The organism is Hymenobacter sp. HSC-4F20 (genome assembly GCF_019599275.1).
Taxonomy (GTDB): domain Bacteria; phylum Bacteroidota; class Bacteroidia; order Cytophagales; family Hymenobacteraceae; genus Hymenobacter.
In genome coordinates this window covers 2163545-2182927 of record NZ_JAHZTD010000001.1, presented here as the reverse complement: position 1 = coordinate 2182927, position 19383 = coordinate 2163545, and the positions used below count along the sequence as shown (strand labels likewise).

At 60.5% G+C, this 19383-nt stretch carries 13 protein-coding genes; 8 read left to right on the top strand and 5 right to left on the bottom strand.

Features of this window, described 5'->3' with window-relative positions:
• Window positions 1-2 precede the first annotated feature (2 nt).
• Both K3G63_RS09295 and K3G63_RS09290 read right to left on the bottom strand, forming a co-directional pair.
• The gene (locus K3G63_RS09295; RefSeq protein WP_259404321.1) at window positions 3-2042 is read right to left on the bottom strand and encodes a glycoside hydrolase family 65 protein; all 2040 of its coding nucleotides are present in this window, start codon (window positions 2040-2042) and stop codon (window positions 3-5) included.
• A gap of 132 nt (window positions 2043-2174) precedes the next feature.
• Complete coding sequence (locus tag K3G63_RS09290) at window positions 2175-3863, bottom strand: DUF6377 domain-containing protein (protein WP_220613756.1); 1689 nt, start codon at window positions 3861-3863, stop codon at window positions 2175-2177.
• Between the two features lie 772 nt (window positions 3864-4635).
• Here K3G63_RS09290 and K3G63_RS09285 point away from each other — a divergent pair.
• From K3G63_RS09285 to K3G63_RS09250, 8 genes are all read left to right on the top strand, one after another.
• Window positions 4636-6381 carry an alpha-glucosidase gene (locus K3G63_RS09285; RefSeq protein WP_220613755.1) on the top strand — a complete coding sequence of 582 codons (1746 nt, stop codon included), beginning with the start codon at window positions 4636-4638 and terminating at the stop codon, window positions 6379-6381.
• A gap of 188 nt (window positions 6382-6569) precedes the next feature.
• Window positions 6570-9635, top strand: a complete 3066-nt coding sequence (locus tag K3G63_RS09280; RefSeq protein WP_220613754.1) for a SusC/RagA family TonB-linked outer membrane protein — start codon at window positions 6570-6572, stop codon at window positions 9633-9635.
• Between the two features lie 22 nt (window positions 9636-9657).
• A complete protein-coding gene (locus K3G63_RS09275) occupies window positions 9658-11223 on the top strand; it encodes a RagB/SusD family nutrient uptake outer membrane protein (protein ID WP_220613753.1) in 1566 nt (521 codons plus the stop codon).
• A gap of 107 nt (window positions 11224-11330) precedes the next feature.
• Window positions 11331-12899, top strand: a complete 1569-nt coding sequence (gene treF, locus K3G63_RS09270) for an alpha,alpha-trehalase TreF (RefSeq protein ID WP_259404320.1) — start codon at window positions 11331-11333, stop codon at window positions 12897-12899.
• Window positions 12900-13205: 306 nt separating this feature from the next.
• A complete protein-coding gene (locus K3G63_RS09265; protein ID WP_220613752.1) occupies window positions 13206-14480 on the top strand; it encodes a glycoside hydrolase family 2 TIM barrel-domain containing protein in 1275 nt (424 codons plus the stop codon).
• Window positions 14481-14597: 117 nt separating this feature from the next.
• Entirely contained in the window at window positions 14598-14957 is a 360-nt protein-coding gene (locus K3G63_RS09260) for a hypothetical protein (protein WP_220613751.1), read from the top strand.
• A gap of 17 nt (window positions 14958-14974) precedes the next feature.
• The gene (locus tag K3G63_RS09255) at window positions 14975-15481 is read left to right on the top strand and encodes a GNAT family N-acetyltransferase (protein ID WP_220613750.1); all 507 of its coding nucleotides are present in this window, start codon (window positions 14975-14977) and stop codon (window positions 15479-15481) included.
• Window positions 15478-16005, top strand: a complete 528-nt coding sequence (locus K3G63_RS09250) for a GNAT family N-acetyltransferase (RefSeq protein ID WP_220613749.1) — start codon at window positions 15478-15480, stop codon at window positions 16003-16005. Before K3G63_RS09255 ends, K3G63_RS09250 begins: the two co-directional genes overlap by 4 nt.
• A 160-nt stretch (window positions 16006-16165) precedes the next feature.
• Here the strand turns inward: K3G63_RS09250 and sbcD are convergent, their stop codons facing one another.
• The 3 genes from sbcD to K3G63_RS09235 form a co-directional block, all read right to left on the bottom strand.
• Window positions 16166-17398 carry an exonuclease subunit SbcD gene (gene sbcD, locus K3G63_RS09245; RefSeq protein WP_220613748.1) on the bottom strand — a complete coding sequence of 411 codons (1233 nt, stop codon included), beginning with the start codon at window positions 17396-17398 and terminating at the stop codon, window positions 16166-16168.
• Window positions 17399-17467: 69 nt separating this feature from the next.
• Window positions 17468-17821, bottom strand: coding sequence for a DUF6970 domain-containing protein (locus tag K3G63_RS09240; RefSeq protein WP_220613747.1), 354 nt, complete (start codon window positions 17819-17821; stop codon window positions 17468-17470).
• A gap of 113 nt (window positions 17822-17934) precedes the next feature.
• Window positions 17935-19317 carry an MBL fold metallo-hydrolase gene (locus K3G63_RS09235; RefSeq protein WP_220613746.1) on the bottom strand — a complete coding sequence of 461 codons (1383 nt, stop codon included), beginning with the start codon at window positions 19315-19317 and terminating at the stop codon, window positions 17935-17937.
• Window positions 19318-19383: the final 66 nt, after the last annotated feature.

Here is a 19383-nt window from a genome sequence, read left to right as displayed (position 1 = left end):
TCTTAGCGCCCCACCGAGTACGTTTTCTTCTGAACTCCCACCCCCGTAATCTTCACCGATTGCCAGCCAGTAGGAAGGGTGGTCTTGCGCTGGGTAATGCCGGTAGGCGTAATATCGAGCCCGCCGAAGCCCATGAGCACGGCCTGGAGCACGCCACCCGCGCCGGTGGCAAAGTAAGGATTCGTGCCGCCCTTGGTTTCGGCGATGACGCGGAAGGGGGGTAGCAGGTTGGGCTGGTAGGCATCCTGAAAGAAGTGCCGGGCCTTGGCCCCATCGCCGAGCCGGGCGTAGAGCAGGGCGAAGATGGCCTGGGTCATGGCCGGGGTGCCCTCGTTCGGCACGCGGGTTTCGTAGTAGGCCAAGTCTTTTCGAATCTGAGCGGGGTCGGTGATGACGCCGAGGGGGTAAGCCAGCAGGTTTACGTCGCCCTGCTTGATGCCCTCACCGCGGTAGGTGGCGTGCTCCTGCGTTACGCCCTCGGGCAGCCGCAGAATGGGAATGTTCTGGGCTACGTGCTGCCAGTCGGGGTTGGCACGCAGGCCCAGCAGGCGGGCAGCAGCTGCGGCGTTTTGCAGATTTACGCGGGCGGCAGCGTTAGTAAAGGCGTCGTTATCCACGTTTTCAGCCCACTCATCGGCCGCTACTACGTTCCGGATATCGTAGCGGCCGGGCCCGTTGCGTTCCACCCGGCTGGCCCAAAAATCGGCGGTAGCCGATAGAATAGGCCAGCCCTTCTCCCGTAGCCATTCTTTGTCCTGCGTGACGCAGTAGTACTGCCAGGCGGCCAGGGCCACGCAGGCGGAAATATGGTGCTCAAACGGCCCGCTCAGGGCCCACACGGGCGTTTCCTCCACGCCGGTATCGGCACTTTCCCAGGGATACATGGCGCCCTGGTAGCCGTGGGCAAAGGCGTTGCGCCGGGCTAGCTCCAGGCGGTTGAACCGATATTCTACCAACGACTTCGCAATTTCCGGGTGAAGCACGGCCAGCACCGGGAACATCCACACGTCGGTGTCCCAGAACACGTGGCCGTTGTAGCCCAGCCCGGAAAGGCCCATGGGCGAAGGCGAATAGTCGGTGCCGGCGCGCGAGAAGCTGTAGAGGTGGTAGAGCATGCTGTGCACGTCCTGCTGGGCCTGGGCGTCGCCGGTAATCTGAATGTCGCTTTGCCACAGTTGCTGCCAGGCCTTCGTGTGGAAGTCCAGCAGGCGCTGGCGGCCTTCCAGGCGGGCAAAAATGGTCAGGCGCTCGGCCTCGTTCAGCGGGTCGGGGTGGTGGGCCGAAGTGATGCTGGAGCCCGCCACGGCGTAGGCATAGGTTTGGCCGGCCTTCAGGGGCTTGCTGAATTTCATGAGGTGCATGTTGTTGTCCCACATCTCATGAATAATGCGCGGCCCCTGCCCGTGCGGTTCTGCAAACAGAAAGCTGGTACTGGCGCACAGCAGCAGCTTGCCCGTGGGGCTCTTGGCCGAGGAGGTCAGCAGGCTCAGGGTGGTGTGGGGCCGGTCGATTTCGTTGTAGTAGTTCTGCACCTCGCGCAGGGCATCGGGGGCTTCCATTACGCTGGCCGCCGTGAGGGCCACGTCCTGCTTGGCCGTAATGGACACATCCAGCAGCACCGTATGGGGCAGGTGGCGCAGGGCGTAATACGTGTAGCTGATGGTGGCTTTGTCGGCGTAGTCGAAGGTAGTCGTCAGGGCGGCCCGCTGCATATCGAGCTGCTGGCGAAAGTTGCGCGCATCCTGGGCGTTCAGGCGGTGGCCGTCCACTTCCAGGTACATATTCAGCAGGTTGAAGGAGTTGAGGAAGTTGCTCACCCGCCCGCGCCCGTACTGGTCGTAGGCTCCGGCCAGCACCACGCTTTTCACCTGAAACGGCCCCGGCGCCGACACAATGCCCAGCATCCCATTGGCCACCGTGACGCCGTAGTAGTTGCCGGGGTTAATCTGGTCGGCGGTGATGCGCCAGGGGTCCGGGGTTTGGGCCACCAAGGGGAGGTAGCACGTGAGCAGGAGCAGCCAGGCGCAGAGCAGGGTTTTCAACGGGCAGGAGGTAAGGTAGAGAATAGAAAAAAGCGCGCCGTGGCCCGCCAAGCCGGGCTCAGCAGGCGCCCAGCCACACGCGCCGGCTGCCTTTACAGCTCCTTCCAAATCTACAGGTGAAACCGGGCCTGGCTAGGTAGCCTGAATGGCCAGCACCCGGGCTTCGAAGGTTTCGTTGGGCAGGAAAGAGCGGTTCTTGACGCGAGTTTTGTAGGCGTACACCGTATGAATGGAGTAGCCCAGAATGCGGCTAATCTGCTCACTGTCGTTGATGCCCAGCCGAATCAGGGCAAAAATCCGCAGCTCCGTAGTCAGCAAATGGTCGTCGGCCAGCTGAATGCGGTCTGCCTCCGTGAACAAGGCGTTAAACTCGGCCACGAAGTTGGGAAACAAGTGAATAAAGGCCGTATCGAAGCCCTTAAACAAGGCCGTGCGCTCCGATTTGATGTCAATGTCCTTTACCAGTTGCTGGGCCGCCGCTATTTGCTTGGTGGTGAGCAAGGTAGTCAGCTTTTTCTGCAAGACTTCCAGCTTATCAATGTAGCGGGAGGTGTTGTTGAAGTAGTAGCCAATGTACTCTTCCTTGATGTGGTTGGCGTAGTTCAGCCCGTGGTTTAGCTCCCGGAGCTTGCCGTTCAGCTCGTGCTCTTTGTCGTGGAGGGCGTGGAGCTGGGCGTTGTTCTGGTGCAGCTCCTGGTTGGCCTGGGCCAGCAGGCGGCCGGTAGCCTGCAGCCGCCGCAGCTGGAAGTAGATAATAAAGGCCGTGCCCAGCAGCAGCGTGGCCAGCACGCCAATGGCCAGGGCCGACTGTTTGGCTTGCTGGCGCTGCTTTTCCACGATGGATATTTTCTGCCCGTCAATCAGCGTCGAGAGGGGCGACATCTGGACCAGGCGCTGCCGGGCTTTGTAGAAATTGGCCGTTTTGCGGGCCTCTCCAATGTACCAGAACGCCCGCTGCAGGTCGCCGCGCTGGTAGCAGTAAGCCGACACCTTAAAGAGCGCAATTCCCTCCTTGGTAGCCGATCTGATGTCATTTATGGCGGCCAGCGTCATCAGCTGCAGAGCCTTTTCGCGCTGCCCGGCATCTTCATAAAGCTTGGCCAGGGCGCTGGCATTGATGGCAATTTGGTGGGGCGAAAGGGGCAGGCGCTGTAATTGCGCATAAATAGTCCGGCCTGCCTCCAGGTCGTTCTGCTGCTTGGCCCGGTACAACTGTTGCGCCAGATGCGCGTACGAGCCCGGCCGGCTAAAGTAGGCTGCCGTATCGGCGTAGGCGTAGGATTTGGCGGTGTAGTGCGGCTGGTAGTGGGTATCCAAATCGTACTCCGCCAGCTCAATACACACAATGCTGTAAATTTCGTAGAACTCGGCCTTGTAGCGCGGACTCAGGAGTCGCACGTTAATGCTTCTGAGCGTGTCGAAAGCATCTTTAAACAAGCCGGCCGAGCGCAACGTGTACGCTAGTTTGGTTCGGGCAATCTGCAACTTGGCGGGGTTCTGGAGCCGCCGGGCCAGCGTCCCAAGCGTAAGGCTATACACAAAAGCCGAGTCGTACGTAAACACCTGGTATTCATCACAGATACGTAAAGCAAGGGTGAAGCTGGCGGCTGTGTTGCCCTCGTTAGCACACAGCTCCGATTTGAGCAGCGCTAGGCGGTCGAGCCGCTGCTTGTCGTACCTGGCCTGCCGGACCAAGGTTTGGTCGAGCACCCGGAGCAGGCTGTCGGTTTGGCTGGGGCCGGCCCAACCAGCCAGCGCGCTGAGTATAAAGCTGCACAGGATAAGAAGCCGGATACCGTTTACAACACAGGGAGGGAGCATAGAACAAGAAGCCGGGCGGGTGGGAAAGACGCAGATCTTCGTACTGGGGTAGCCAGCAGCTTCTGGTGGAAAGCGCGGGCCTACTGGAGCTATAGGGTGTGAGGTAGGGAGTAGGGCGGGGGTACTTCTGCGCGAGGAAGTTATGGATAGTCTTGGTAAGTTACAAAAATCAATGGTGCGTATTTCTAAAACGATGCAGCTGAGCCGTAAACCGGTTAGCTACCCGGGGCAATATCGGGCGTTGCTACAGGTGGCCGACGTGAAAAAGCTAATACAGGCATAACAAGAGGATGATATTTTTACTGACGATATATCTGCACAAGCAATTGATAATGAAATAGTTGTTGCAGTACCTGGTGTATAATTTTTGATATTTGGTTGATACACGTTTTTAGATAAAGGAGGAAGCAAATTCATTTGCCAGACACCGCCTTCCCACCTATTGCAACCGATTGCGGAGTAAGGCTTTACCCGAGCCGGATTTACTTGCTTCACATCCCGGCAGGCCCGCACCTCTAGGCTTGCGAACAGCGGTTTACCAGGCAGCCACAGCGTGGAAGTGCAAGGTCTCAGGATGGCTTTGGCTCCGCTGTAGTCTAGCTGAACAAGTGCGAAGAGTACCGCTGCGGTGCGAAACCACCACTCAGTGGTAGTGGCCCCGCTGTTAAGGTGGCAACAAGCTGCAAGTGGTTGATTAGTAGAGCGGAAGATGCTTGTTCGGGTGGGGCTTCGTGTGAGCACCCAGCGCAGCGCCAGTATCTGACAGACAGACATGAAACAACTACTACTATATGTACTAGTTACCTGCGCGGTGCTGCTTTCCACTGGTGGCAGCAGGGGGCAGCAGCTACCTGCCCCTGGGCCGGCCAAAAAGCCGGGCTGGTGGCAGGAAACAGTAGTGTACCAACTGTATCCGCGCAGCTTCCAGGATAGCAACGGCGACGGGATAGGGGATTTGCGCGGCATCATGGCGCGGCTCGATTACCTGCAAAGCCTGGGGGTAGGAACCATTTGGCTAAACCCAATTTACGCCTCGCCAAACGACGACAACGGCTACGACATCTCCGACTACCGCCAGATCATGCCTGAGTTCGGTACGATGCAAGACTTCGAGGCGCTGCTGCGGGGCATGCACGAGCGCGGCCTAAAGCTGGTGATGGACCTGGTGGTTAACCACAGCAGCGAGGAGCACGAGTGGTTTAAACAGTCGCGCAGCTCGCGCCAGAGTCCCTACCGCAACTACTACTACTGGTGGCCCGCCGAGAAGGGTACCCCGCCGGCCCGCTACAGCACCTTTGATGTCAGCCGCAACGCCTGGCAATACGACTCGCTGACCAATGCCTACTACCTGCACTACTTCTCCGTCAAGCAGCCTGATCTGAACTGGAACAATCCCGCGCTGCGCCAGGAAGTGTACAGCCTGATGCGTTTCTGGCTGGACAAGGGCATTGATGGTTTCCGGATGGACGCCTTTCAGTTTGTGGCCAAAGATCCCACGTTCCCGCCCATGCCGGGTTTAAACGAAACGAACTACATCAACGCCTACAACCACGGCCCCCGCCTGCACGACTACCTGCAGGAGATGAACCGCGAGGTGCTCAGCAAGTACAACATCATGACGGTGGCGGAAGGCGCCGGCCGCAACCCCACCGAGGCCATGCTCTTCGTGGACCCCGCCCGCCGGGAGCTGAACATGACTTATCACTTCGAGGCGGTGGGCGTGGGCAATACCCCGGAGCGCTACCAGTTGACGGACCTGAAGCGGGTGTTTACGCGCTGGGACAGTGCCTTTGCTCAAAAAGGCTGGCAGTCGATTTACCTGGGCAGCCACGACCAGCCGCGCATGGTCAGTAAGTTCGGCGACGACCGGCCCGCGTTCCGGGCCGCTTCGGCCAAGCTGCTCAATACCTTTCTGCTCACGATGCGCGGCACGCCCTACTGTTACAACGGCGACGAGCTAGGCATGACCAACAGCCGGTTTGCAAGCATCGCCGACTACCGCGACGTGGCCGCGCTCAACGGCTACCAGCTGGTGAAAGCCCAGGGGGGAAGCCTGCCGGCCTACCTGCAGAGCCTGCAGCGCTTCTCCCGCGACAATAGCCGCACCCCGTTTCAGTGGGATGCTTCCACCAACGCTGGCTTTACCACGGGTACCCCCTGGATTAACGTCAATCCTAACTACACGCCCGTCAATCGGGCAGCCCAGGAAAAGCAGCCCGATTCGGTGCTGAATCACTTCCGCCAGGCCCAGCGCCTGCGCCAGCAGCACCGCGTGCTGGTACACGGCCAGTACCAACTCCTGGACGCGGCTAACCCGAACATCTACGCCTACACCCGCACGCTGGGCCCCGCGCGGGTACTTGTAGTGCTGAATTTCTCGGCTTCCCCCCAGAGCTGGGGGGTGCCCGCCGGTCTTGCACCCAGCGGCCAGCCCTGGCTCAACAACTACCCGACGCTAGCCGCTGGCCCTTTCCTGGCGCTCCAACCCTGGCAGGCAGTAGTTCTCCCACTGCACTAAGCGCCCACTCGGGCATAACCATCTGATTATGACGAGCTGAATTTTCAAAAACGCCCGCCCGCTCGGGCATATAGGCCCTGCAATTGGGGGCTGCCCCGGGCTACTGCCCAGCACTGCAGCCACGAGCCGATAACCACTGCAACGCGGCTACGCTTCTACCTACTTCCCACCACTTTATTCTTTCACTTATGAGCAACAACGGGTACAAATGGTATACCTCCCATCGGCAGCTGGGGGCTGCAACGGGTAGCAGCGGCCAGCTCGGGCGACTGGCGGTACTGGCTCCCACTGTGGTGTTGAGCCTGCTTCCCCTGCTGGCTCAGGCGCAAGCTACACGGGCAGTTTCCGGCAAAGTAGTCGACGGTACGGGCACCGGCCTGCCGGGCGTGACGGTGATTGTGCCCGGCTCCACCGTCGGGACGAGCACCGGCGGGGATGGCTCCTTTCAGCTGGAAGTGCCCACTACCGCTACGGCGCTATCTTTTTCGTTTGTCGGCTTCACTAGCCAGCGGGTCGACATTACCGGCAAGACTTCGGTGCAGGTGACGCTCCGCGACGACGCCAAGGCCCTAGAAGAGGTAGTAGTAGTAGGGTACGGGACGGTGAAAAAGACTGACCTGACGGGGGCCGTAAGCGCCCTCGACCCCAAAGATTTCAACAAAGGTACCTTTGCTTCCCCCGATCAGCTGATTCAGGGCCGGGCGTCGGGCGTGCAGGTAACCCAGAACAGCGGACAGCCCGGCGGCGCTTCTACCATCAAAATTCGCGGCAACTCGGCCGTAACGGGCACCGGCCAGCCCCTGTACGTGGTTGATGGCGTACCGCTCGATGGGCGCTCGGCCCGCCCCGGCCTGAATACGGCCTTCGGCGACAGTCCTGATAGTAACCCGCTCAACTTTTTGAACCCCAACGATATTGAGTCGATTGATATTCTGAAGGACGCCTCCGCCACGGCCATTTACGGCTCGCGGGCGGCCTACGGGGTAGTAATTATCACCACCAAAAAAGGCAAAGCCGGGGAGCCCCGTCTGGACGTGAGCGTATCGGGCGGCTTCTCGGAGATTATGCGGCGCATTGAGGTGCTCAACGCCAACGAATTCCGGCAGGCGCTGGCCTACTACGGCGCCTCACCTACCAACGACCTGGGCCAGAGCAACGACGCGCTGGGAGCCATTTTGCGCACTGCCCCGCTCCAGAACTACAACGCGGCCATCAGTGGGGGCAACGAAAACGCCCGCTACCGCCTTTCCCTCGGCTACCTCGACCAGCAGGGCATCATCAAGAAAACGGGCTTTAAGAAGTACAGCGCCAGTTTCGGCACCAACATCAAGTTTCTGGAAAGCAAGCGCCTGGGCGTGGATGCGAGCATCACGGCCAGCCAGTTCCGCGAGCAGCTGGCCCCCATCACCAACAACGGCGACTTTCGGGGTAGCCTCATCGGGCAGGCTTTGCAGTGGAACCCCACTGACTCGTTGTACAGCGCCAACGGGCAGCCGGTGTCGCGCCTGGGTAGCTCCGTGATTAACCCGGTGGCTATGCAGCAGTACTACAACGATAACTCGCGGGTAACGACGGCCCTGGCGTCGATTTCGCCCTACTACAAGTTTACCGACTGGCTGGAATACCGCGCCCTGGTTTCGGCCAACTACAGCACCGGCATCCGGCGCACTTCCATTGATCAGCGCCTGAACATCTCGGACTACCAACGCCTGGGTTTCGCCGCCATCGGGAATAGCGAGCTGCTGACCCAGCAGATGACCCACACGCTGACCTTGAACCGCAGCATCAACACGTCTTTGCGCGTGAATGCCCTGCTGGGCTACGAGTACCAGCGGTTCAACAACTCGGGCACGAACCTGAGCGGGCGGGGGCCCGTCAACACGCTGACGGGGGCGCCCATTGGCTTCGGTACCTACGGGCTGGATTACACCAACTACCTGCAGTTTTCCAACCCCTCGGGCCGACTTATTTCCTCCTACGTTGACCCCATCACGGAGCTGCAGTCGTACTTCGGGCGGGCCATCCTCAACTACAAAGACCGGTACCTGCTGACGGCCACCCTGCGGGCCGACGGCAGCACCAAGTTTGGCGAAAACAACAAGTACGGCTACTTCCCGTCGGTGTCGGCGGCCTGGGACATCAGCCAGGAAGACTTTTTCTCGGTGGAAGCCGTGAATCAGCTGAAGGCGCGGATTGGCTACGGGCGCACCGGCAACCAGGAGTTTCCGGCCGGCTCGGCGCGGGGGCAGGTGGTGTTTCTGCCCAACAACGAGGGCACCCGCCAGGTCAACAACCCCAACCCCGACCTGAAATGGCAGTCGGATGAGCAGTATGACGCGGGCCTCGACGTGGCCTTGTTCAACAACCGCCTGACCCTGACGGCCGACTACTTCTACAAGCGCACTACCGATCTGCTGTATCCGCTGGCGCCCATTCAGCCGGCGGCGCCCGGCGGGGCCGTTACCTGGAGCAACCTCGACGGGGAAATTGTAAACAAGGGGGTAGAGCTGATTGCCGGCATTACGGCGCTGGATAACCCCCGCTTCGGCCTGAGCTTCAACGCTAACGCCACCTTTGTCAAGAACACTGTATCAGGAGTGCGCGGAGTCATTCAGACGGGGGCGCTCAGCGGGCAGGGGCTGTCGGGGGTAACGGTAGAGGTAATCCAGAGCGGTCTGCCCATCAACGCCTTCTTCACCCAGCAGTTTCTGGGCCTTGACCCGGACACGGGCCAGTCGTTGTACGCCGATAACGGGACGTTCCGCTACCTGGGCAACCCGAACCCTACTGCCCTGGCAGGGCTGAGCGCCAGCCTCCGCTTTCTGAAGCTCTCGATGACGGCCAACTTCAACGGGGTGTTCGGCAACAAGATTTACAACAACACTTTCAACAGCGTGCTCAACGTGAGCCAGATTCAGGGCGGCAAAAATATTGCCCGGGATTTCTACGAGTCGTCCACTAAGGAAGCCCTCAGTAACCGGCTCGCGCCCTCCTCCCGCTTTCTGGAAAGCGGCAACTACGTGAAGCTCTCCAACCTGACGCTCTCCTACGGCCTCGGCGACGTAGCCCAGGTGTTTAAAGGGGCCACCGTGTCGGTTATCGGCCAGAACCTGTTTGTGCTGACTAAGTATCGGGGCTTCGATCCGGAAATCAACACCAACAAGGCCGTGAACGGGGTGCCCTCGGCGGGCATCGACTACACTGGCTACCCCACGGCCCGCACGTACACGCTTGCCCTCAACTTCTCCCTGTAAGCCACCCACTAGTAGTTGCGTTATGAAAAAGGTACTTAGCGCGGCGGCTTTGCTGGCCGCGTTGCAGCTGGCCACGAGCTGCGAGATAAAAGAAGAATTTCAGGGGGCTACGCTGGCGCAGCCCGGCACCAGCGGCGCTTCCAGCGCCGCCTCCCTGCTCGACGGGGTATATAGCTCTATGCGGAGCCCATTTCAGGGAGCTACCCAGGTATTTGCCCTCTCGGAGGTGACCACCGACGAGCGCCTGATGCCCACGCGCGGGGGCGACTGGGACGATAACGGCAAGTGGCGGCAGCTGCACCTGCACAACTGGGATGCTAACCACCAGGAAATCCGCGACGCGTTCAACAACCTCAATGGGGTAGTATTCGCGGCTACTGATCTGCTGCGCTACAACCCCTCCGCGCAGCAGCAGGCGGAAGCGCGCTTCCTGCGGGCCTGGGCCATGTACTGGATTCTGGACCTTTACGACCAGGTACCCTACCGGGAGCCCGGCGAGCAGGTAACGCAGTTGGCCCGTGTGCGCAAAGGCACCGAGGCCCTCGACTACGTCATCAGCGAGGTGAATGCCGTGCTGACCAACCTGCCCGACGCCCCAGCCTACCGGGCCAACAAAGACGCGGCCCGGGGCTTGCTGATGAAGTGCTACCTTAACCGGGGAGTGTACGCTAACCGCGCTGCCCCCACGTTTGCCGCCGCCGACATGAACCAGGTAATCAGCCTGGCCGACCAGATCATCAACACCGGGCGTTACCGGTTTGCCACCAACTACTTCGACAACTTTGCGCCGGACAACACCAACATTGGCACCGAGAACATCTTCACGGAGCTGAACGTGGGCGGGGTCAGCAGCGGGGCTCAGTTTGACCTGTGGCGGTTTATTTCGCACTACAACATGCTGCCCAGTGGTTACAACGGCCCTACGGCGCTGTCAGATTTCTACGATAAGTTCGGGGCCAACGACATCCGCCGGGGTACGGTGTACACCTACGCCAACGGCCCGACCAACCCCGGCAAGCGCCAGAACGTGGGCTTCCTGATTGGCCAGCAGTACAACCTGAACACGGATGCTCCCCTGACGGACCGTAGCGGTGCCCCGCTGGCCTTCACCCGGGAGGTAAGAATCATTGAAACCGACGCCAGAACCCTGGAGCGAACGGGGATTCGGCCGATGAAATACCCTCCCGACTTCACCAACAACTCCGCCGGCACCACCGACAACGACATGGTACACCTGCGCCTGCCCGATGTGCTGCTGATGAAGGCCGAGGCTATTCTGCGGGGCGGCACGGGCACTACGGCCGGTGCCTACGGCGCTACCCCGCTGGCGCTGGTTAACTCCATCCGTACCCATCCTTCGCGCAATGCCGGGGCCCTGGCCAGCGTAGACCTAACCACCCTCTACGATGAGCGGGGCCGGGAACTGTACCTGGAGCAGTGGCGCCGCCAGGATATGGTACGCTTCGGTACCTTCCTGGGCCCCATTCAGGAAGGCCCCACCAGCAGCTCGCCAACCTACCTCATTTTCCCCATCCCCAACCAGCAGCTAGCCGTAAATACCAACCTCACCCAGAACCCAGGGTATTAACCCAAGAGCAGCAAGCAGTGCCGCAAAACAGCGCAGCGGGTAGCGTCAGCTGGCCGCTGCGCTGTTTTGCGGCCTCGTTTTAGCTTTCACCCGATGCACGTTTACCTATGCTGACCATAAAGAAAATGGGAGCCGCCGGCCTGCTGTTGCTACCCCTGCTGGCCCTGGGGCAGCCCACCCCGCGCCAGCTCTACCCGGGCCTGTTTGAGGCCGTGCAGATGGGGCAGGTGTACCCCGATGGCAAAACCTTCGTGGATATGTTGCCCACGGCGGCGCCAAGTGTGGTGCTGGCCGCCTATCAGCAGGAGAAAAGCCGCCCGGGGTTTGATCTGAAGGCGTTTACCAAGCGCTACTTTTACCTGCCTGCCGCCGATACGGCCGTGTACCGCAGCGACGTGAAAGCCGGTATCCGTGCCCACCTCGATACGCTCTGGACCGTGCTGCGCCGTCCGGCCCAGCAGCAGGCTCCGCCCTATTCCTCCCTTATTCCGCTGCCGCATCCCTACGTGGTGCCGGGGGGGCGTTTCCGGGAAGTGTACTACTGGGATTCGTACTTCACCATGCTGGGTTTGCGGGAAGCCGGCCGCCAGGACCTGGTGCGCAACATGGTGGATAACTTTGCCTACCTGCTGGATAAGCTGGGCTTTATTCCCAACGGCAACCGCACCTACTACCTTACCCGCTCCCAGCCCCCTTTCTTTGCCCAGATGGTAGGCCTGCTAGCCGAAGGCCCTGACTCCGTAGCCGTGCTGGCCCGCTACCGGCCCGCCCTGGCCCGCGAATACGCCTACTGGATGGCCGGCGCGGAAGCTCTCGGGACCGGGCAGGCCGACCGCCGCGTGGTGCGCCTGTCTGGGGGCGAGGTCCTGAACCGCTACTGGGACGACAGCGACCAGCCCCGGGAAGAATCGTACCGCGCTGATGTGGAAGCGGCCCGCCTCACTACGCAGCCGCTGCCGCAGTTTTACCGCAATGTGCGCGCCGCCGCTGCCTCGGGCTGGGATTTCAGCACCCGCTGGTTCGGACCCGATGGGCAGCTGGGCTCTATCCGCACTACGGAGCTGGTACCCGTCGATTTGAATTGCCTGCTGCTGACCCTGGAGCAGTCGTTGGTGCGTGCCTACCGTGCCGCGGGACAGGCGGCGCGGGCCGCTGAGTACCAGCAAAAGGCCCAGGCGCGGGCCGCCGCCATCCGCCGCTACTGCTGGGACGCCGACGCGGGCTGGTTTGTCGACTACGACTGGCGCCAGCGCCGCCTGGCTACGGCGCGCACCCTGGCCGGCGTGTTTCCGCTTACGTATGGGGTAGCCACCCCGGAACAGGCGCGTCTGGCCGCCCGCCGCCTCGAAACCGAGTTTCTGGCCCCTGGCGGCTTGCTTACTACTACCCGGGCCAGCACCCAGCAATGGGACGCCCCCAACGCCTGGGCGCCCTTACAGTACACGGCCATAACCGGCCTGCGCCGCTATGAGCAGGCAGGCTTGGCAGATAGGATTTCTGGTCGTTGGATAGAGCTGAATGTGCGCGTGTTTACTCAAACCGGTAAGCTGCTGGAGAAGTACAACGTCACCGATTTGAACCGGCCCGCCGGTGGCGGCGAGTACCCGCTCCAGGATGGGTTCGGCTGGACCAATGGCGTGTTGCTAAAGCTTCTCAACGAACAGAAAAATCAGTAAGGCAAGTCTTCTGACCAGGGCTACTCGGCTGCAAGCCCGCTTCTGTAACCCGGGAAACGGAGGAAGCTGGCAGTTTAGGTATTGAGCAGGGGTAAGGCCCGCCAGGATTCTTCCTGCTAGGGTGCTGGGCTGAAGCGGTATCGGTGGCTCGAAGGAGGTAAGCTGAAGCGCCAGGAAGCCTAAACGAGCCAGGTTTGTGGTGGAGCGTGGGGTAGCAAAGAAGGATTAGCAGGTGTGTGCTACGAGGCTGGAGAAATACCGCTTAATTTGGGCGCCCCTGCACTCCTCTATTCCTTTTCCTACCCCATGAAATCCCACTTACTTTTTCCGCTGCTCGCCCTGACAGCTACTGTTCATGCCCAAACCAAGCCTGTAAAGGTGGAAGTAAAACAAGCCAACGGCCGCTACGAGCTGCTGCGTGGCGGGCAGCCCTATTTCATCAAAGGAGCCGGGGGCGGCCAGTATCCGGAGCGTGTGAAAGCCTACGGTGGCAACTCCCTCCGGACCTGGAGCACCCACAACGCCGATCAAGTGCTGGCCGAAGCCCAGAAAAACGGCCTCACCGTGATGCTGGGCCTCGATGTGGCCCGGGAGCGGCACGGCTTCGACTACAACAACCCCCAGGCCGTGGCCGAGCAGCTGCAGAAGCTCCGTGCCGAAGTGCTCAAGTACAAAGACCACCCCGCCGTGCTGTTCTGGGGCATCGGCAACGAGCTGAACCTGGAGTACACCAACCCCAAGGTGTGGGACGCCGTGCAGCAAATTGCCCAGATGATTCACGAGGTAGACCCCAACCACCCCACCAGCACCGTGCTGGCCGGCCTCAACCAAAAGGAAGTCGACTACATCAAGGCCCAGTGCCCGGCCGTGGACATCCTCAGCATCAACACCTACGCCGGCCTGGCCGAAATTCCGCAGCAGGTGCGCACCACCGGCTGGACCGGCCCCTACGTGGTAGCCGAGTGGGGCCCCACCGGCCACTGGGAAAGCCCCGTTACGCCCTGGAAGGCTTCGGTGGAGGAAACCAGCAGCCAGAAAGCCGCCGTGTACCAGAGCCGCTACGAGGCCTCCGTGGCCAAAGACAAAACCCAGTGCCTGGGCACCTACGTGTTTCTCTGGGGCCAGAAGCAGGAGCGCACGCCTACGTGGTACGGCATCTTCACCGAGGATGGCAAGGAGTCGGAAGTGGTGGATGTGATGCAGTACCTCTGGAGCGGCAAGTGGCCCCAGAACCGCGCCCCGCACCTGACTAGTTTTAAGCTCGATGGCAAGCAGGCTACCGACAACGTACAGCTGCAGCCCGGCCAAAGCTACCCCGCCGTAGTGGCCGTAACCGACCCCGACAAGGACGCCCTAACCTACCGTTACGAGCTGCTGCCGGAAAGCACCGACCTCAAATCGGGCGGCGACCGGGAAAGCCGCCCCGCCGCCATTCCGGGCCTCATCCCGGCCGGGGCCAAAGCCCAGACTACCCTTAAAGCCCCCACCAAGGAAGGTGCCTACCGCCTGTTCGTGTACGCCTACGACGGCAAGGACAACGTGGCGACGGCCAATATTCCGTTTTATGTGAAGGGGAAGTAGATTATGGAAACCAGCCTGAAATTACACGAACGTCATTCCGAGCGCAGCCGAGGAATGACGTTGTTTCACTCCAAGTTTACTACTAACTCAGGTAAGTATTCTGCTAACGAATAGGGAATGAATGAATACTCATTTAATGAGGAGTTATGCTCTTATCTTGAAAAATACCTTTCCGAAGCTTTTCGTGAGTCGGAGCAAAAAGAAATTAAATCATTGTGGTGTGATGGTGTATTACTGCCGATACTAGAAAGTCAGCTTACAAAAAAGAGTGTGAATGATACAAGAGAAGTAAGAACCAGCGCATTCATTGGATGTGGCGATACTCATAAATTCGAACTCATCATTTGCTTCGGAAAATATTCTCTGAGGAGGTATGCAAAAGAAAAAAGCCTACTAGATTGCCTCGCAGCTGAACAGAAGATGAGATGGATAAAAGTGGATGTTACTGGGCGTACCATAGAGTTACAATTAAAATAACTAGTTGACCTTGCCCTATGGCCTCTTACTTCACCCTCCGTCCCTGGGCTCCGGCCGATTTGCCTAGCCTCGTCCGCTACGCTAACAACCCGGCTATTGCCCGGTACATGAACGACCAGTTTCCGCATCCCTACACGGAGGAAGATGGTCGGGACTTCATTGCTATGGCTATGGAGGAAACCCCAATCAACATTATGGCCATTGAGGTAGGGGGCGAGGCGGTGGGCGGTATCGGGCTGCATGTACGCGCCAACATTGAGCGCAAGAATGCCGAGCTGGGCTACTGGCTGGGTGAGCCGTTCTGGGGTCAGGGCATCATCACGGAAGCCGTGCGGCAGATGGTGGACTACGGCTTCCGCACCTTTGATATCACCCGCATCTTCGCCCGACCGTTTGGCACCAACCCCCGCTCCCAACGGGTGCTGGAAAAGGCCGGCTTTGTGCTGGAAGCCCGCTTCGAGAAAACGTTCTTCAAGCACGGCCAGTACATCGACGAGTTGATTTACGCGGTGCGCCGGCCATGACCAGCCTGCAAACGCCCCGCCTGCTTCTGCGCGAAATCACCTTGGCGGACGCGTCCGGTATCCTGGCCCTCGACTCCAACCCGGATGTGCTGCGCTACGTGCCCAACCGGCCCATCAGTACCCTCCCCGAAGCAGAGGCCATTATCCGCTACATCCGGCAGCAGTATGAGCGCAACGGCCTCGGCCGCTGGGCCGTGGAGCGCCAGGATACGCGGGAGTTTATCGGTTGGTGCGGCCTCAAGCTGGTGAATGACAGCGAGGTGAACAGCCGCACGAACTACTACGACATTGGCTACCGTCTGCTACCCCGGCACTGGGGCCAGGGCTTTGCCTCCGAAGCCGCCAGCGCTACCCTCCGCTACGGCCTGGACGTGCTGCAACTCCCGGAAATCAACGCCACCGTCAGGCAGGAAAACACCGCCTCCCGCCGGATTTTGGAAAAGCTGGACATGCAGCTACGGGAAGAATTCACGGAGCCCGATGGCAGCTTGTGGTGCTGGTATGGGAGACAGAATGCTCGGTAGTAAACCAAGCGTTACAGAGTAAAAAGGGCGTGTCATGCTGAGCTGATCGAAGCATAACACGCCCTTTTTGCTACCCTAATTGATTCGCCAGAAGTAGAGAGGCTTCGGCTGCGCTCAGCCTGACACGCCCCCTAGTAGCACCACCGAACTTTCTATCTGCTTACATCCGCTCCAGCAGCTCATCGAAGGTGCGGAGCAGCTCGGCGCGGTGGTCTTCGGGCTCGGCTTCTAGGCGCTGCTCAAATACCTCGCGTGCCGTATAGTCGTGGAGGCTGCGGGTGAGGGGCGTATCGTCGGTTTCTTCGGCCTCGCCGAGGGCACGGAGCTTTACGAGGCGGAAATGGCGGCGGGCCAGCACCTCCACGTGGCGGCGGTCCAGCTCCTGAATTACTTTGAGCAGGGCTTCGGCTACTTCCAGCTGCGTTAGCTCCGAGTGAACCTGCACATCGGCCCAGGCGGGGAGGAGGTAGCCGGTGTTGTCGTAGGTAGTAAGGCCCTGAGTTACCTCGTCCAGAGTACCGTGGAAGCGCACCAGCCGCCGCGCCCCCGGCACCGGCAGGCTCTGCAACTCCGCCAGCTTGCCCTCCCGGAAATCCAGCAGCAGCACTTCCTTGGGGTGGTCAATTTCTGAGAACGACAGCGGAATAGGCGAGCCCGAGTAGCGAATATGCTCCCGGCCGCCTACCCGCTGCGGGCGGTGCAAGTGCCCCAAGGCCACATAGTCGAACACGGCGGGGAAGTGGTCGGCGGTAATCTGGCCGAGGTTGCCCACGTGAATGGTGCGCTCCGAGTCGGAAGGGGCGGCGCCGGCAGCGTAGAGGTGGCCGGTAGCCAGCACGGGCAACCCCAGGCCTTTTAGTTGCCAGACCTGCTCTACCTCGGCGCAGCGGGCATAGTGGTCGGCAATGCCTTGCTTGATGCGGGCCTCGCGCGCCTCCGCCGATTCGCCGGGCACCGAAAGCCGGATGTCCCGGTCGCGCAGGAAGGGTACGGCGCACACCACCAGGCCGGGCTTGCCCTGGGCATCGTCCAGCACCAGCACCTGGTCCTCGAAGCACTCGGGCACACAACCCACCACGTGCACGCGCAGGTGACGGAGCAGGCGGGCCGGGGCGTTGAGAGTAGCCGGCGAGTCGTGGTTGCCACCTACCACCACAATGTCGCGGCAACTGGTTTGGCGCATGCTCAGCAGAAAGGAGTAATATAGCTCCAGGGCCTGGTTGGAGGGTGAGCCGGTGTCGAAAATGTCGCCGGCCACTACCAGCACTTCTACCTGCTGCTCGCGCACGGTTTGCACCAGCCACTCCAGAAAATGACGGTGCTCTTCGGTTCGCTCGTGGCCCTGAATAAACCGCTGGCCCAGGTGCCAGTCGGCGGTGTGTAGTACGCGCATGACTACGAAGATACTTCTTCTCGGCGGGAAGAAGAAAGCCCCGGCAGAACCACCGCTTTGGCCCGGGGGCTAGCCGCCCGTGGCCTGCTGCCAGATGGTGCGTCTGAATTCAGCCTTGGCAAAACTCTCGCCGTTGATGGTGGTAGTGCCAACGAAGCCGCCCAGGTAGCCCAACTGGTTGCAGTTCTCGTCTACTACCTCGTCGCTGCCATCGGCAATGCAGTGGCCCGAGCTGAGCACGTATACCGTACGGCCCTGGAACAGGTATTCTTTCACGAAAGCTCCCTCGTCGCAGGGCGTTTCCCGACTCAGGTTGATGGCTTTCTGCCGGATGCAGTCCGGGGTTTCCTTCTCGATGTCAATTTCATCGCAGGCGCTCAGCAGGAGCGCAAAAGCAGCCAGCGGGTAGACGATTTTTCTCATAGTTAGGAAGTAGAGGGAGCCTGATATAAAAGCACATGACCAGGACTGCTACCAGCCTGGTCATGGGAAGAGCAACCTCTGGACGAAGAGGTTGCACCACTACGGAATCTGCGCTAGGCGTGGGCCGACTGGGGCTGGAAGGTGGTAATAGCCTCGCCTAAATCGTAGACGGGCACGCCAGCCGGGAGGGCGGCTTGCAGGATGCTGGCTCCGGCCGCCGAACGGTAGCCCCCGGCACAATGTACCAGCACCGGCTTGGTGGTAGGCACCTCATAGGCCCGCTCGCGCAGCTCGGGCAGCGGAATCAGCAGGGCGTTATCAAAAATAGGCTGCTGCGCCTCCGTGCGGTTGCGGATATCAACAATGGTAAACTCGTGGGGCTGCTGGCGCACGCGCTCCACGTCGGTGGCCGGACTGGTAGCCGGCAACTCGCGGGGCGCCAGCAGTGCGGCTTTAATGTTACCCTCGTAGCCAATTTTGGCGGCTTTACGGATAACTGTGTCCAAGGCAATCTGAGAGTCGGCAATCAGGTAGAACGACTCATCAGGTCCCACCACCGAGCCAAGCCAGGTTTCAAACTTGCCGCCGTCCATCAGGTTAATGGCCCCAGGCAGGTGGCCGGCCCGGAACTGCTCGGCCGGACGCGTATCGATGATAACTACGCCGGGCTCCAGCACGGCACCGGTGTACAGTCGCGGCACGGCCCGCACGCTGTCCTCGAAGGACGAGGCGCCTTGCTTGTTCAGCAGCACATCGTGGCCGAAGTACTTCGGCACGAAGGGCTGATCTTCGAGCAGTACTTTGATAAACTCTTCCTGCGACATGGGTTGCAGGGCGTAATTGCTTTTCAGCTCCTTGCCAATGGTGCTGTCGAGGTCCGGGCTGGTGGTTTTCCCGCACAGTGAGCCGGGGCCATGAGCTGGATACACCCGGGTAGTAGCAGGCAGGGTCATGAGCTTTTGGCGGGTGCTTTGGTAGAGCTGGGCAGCCAGCTCCTCGCGGCTGTGCCCACCCACGATGTCGGATTCGCGCAGGTCGGGCCGGCCCACGTCGCCTACAAATAAGGTGTCGCCGGTGAAAACGGCCCGCGTCTGACCTATCTCGTCCATCAGCAGAATGCTGATGGAGTCGGGCGAGTGACCGGGGGTATTAAGGGCATGCAGCTCCACCGTGCCGAGCGTAATGCGCTGCCCGTCGTCAAACGTCTGGTGGGGGTAGGTGGCTTTCACCAGCTTGCTGGTGTAGATGGTAGCGCCGGTTTCGCGGGCAATTTCCAGGTGGCTGCTGACGAAGTCGGCGTGAGGGTGGGTTTCGATGACGGCGACAATCTTCGCGTCGTGCTCGTCGGCGAAATCATAGTACTGCTGCGGGTCGCGGGCCGGGTCGATGATGGCCACTTGGCGGCCGCTGCGGATGGCATAGCTCGCGTGGGCCAGGCCTTTGTCGTAAAACTGCTGAATCTGTACCGAACCGGTACTACTAGGCAGAGGACTCATGGGGTGTTGGATGTGGTGGTGCCCCGGGCTGGCTTAGCCGTTGCCCGGGTGCATATTCTCAAATAT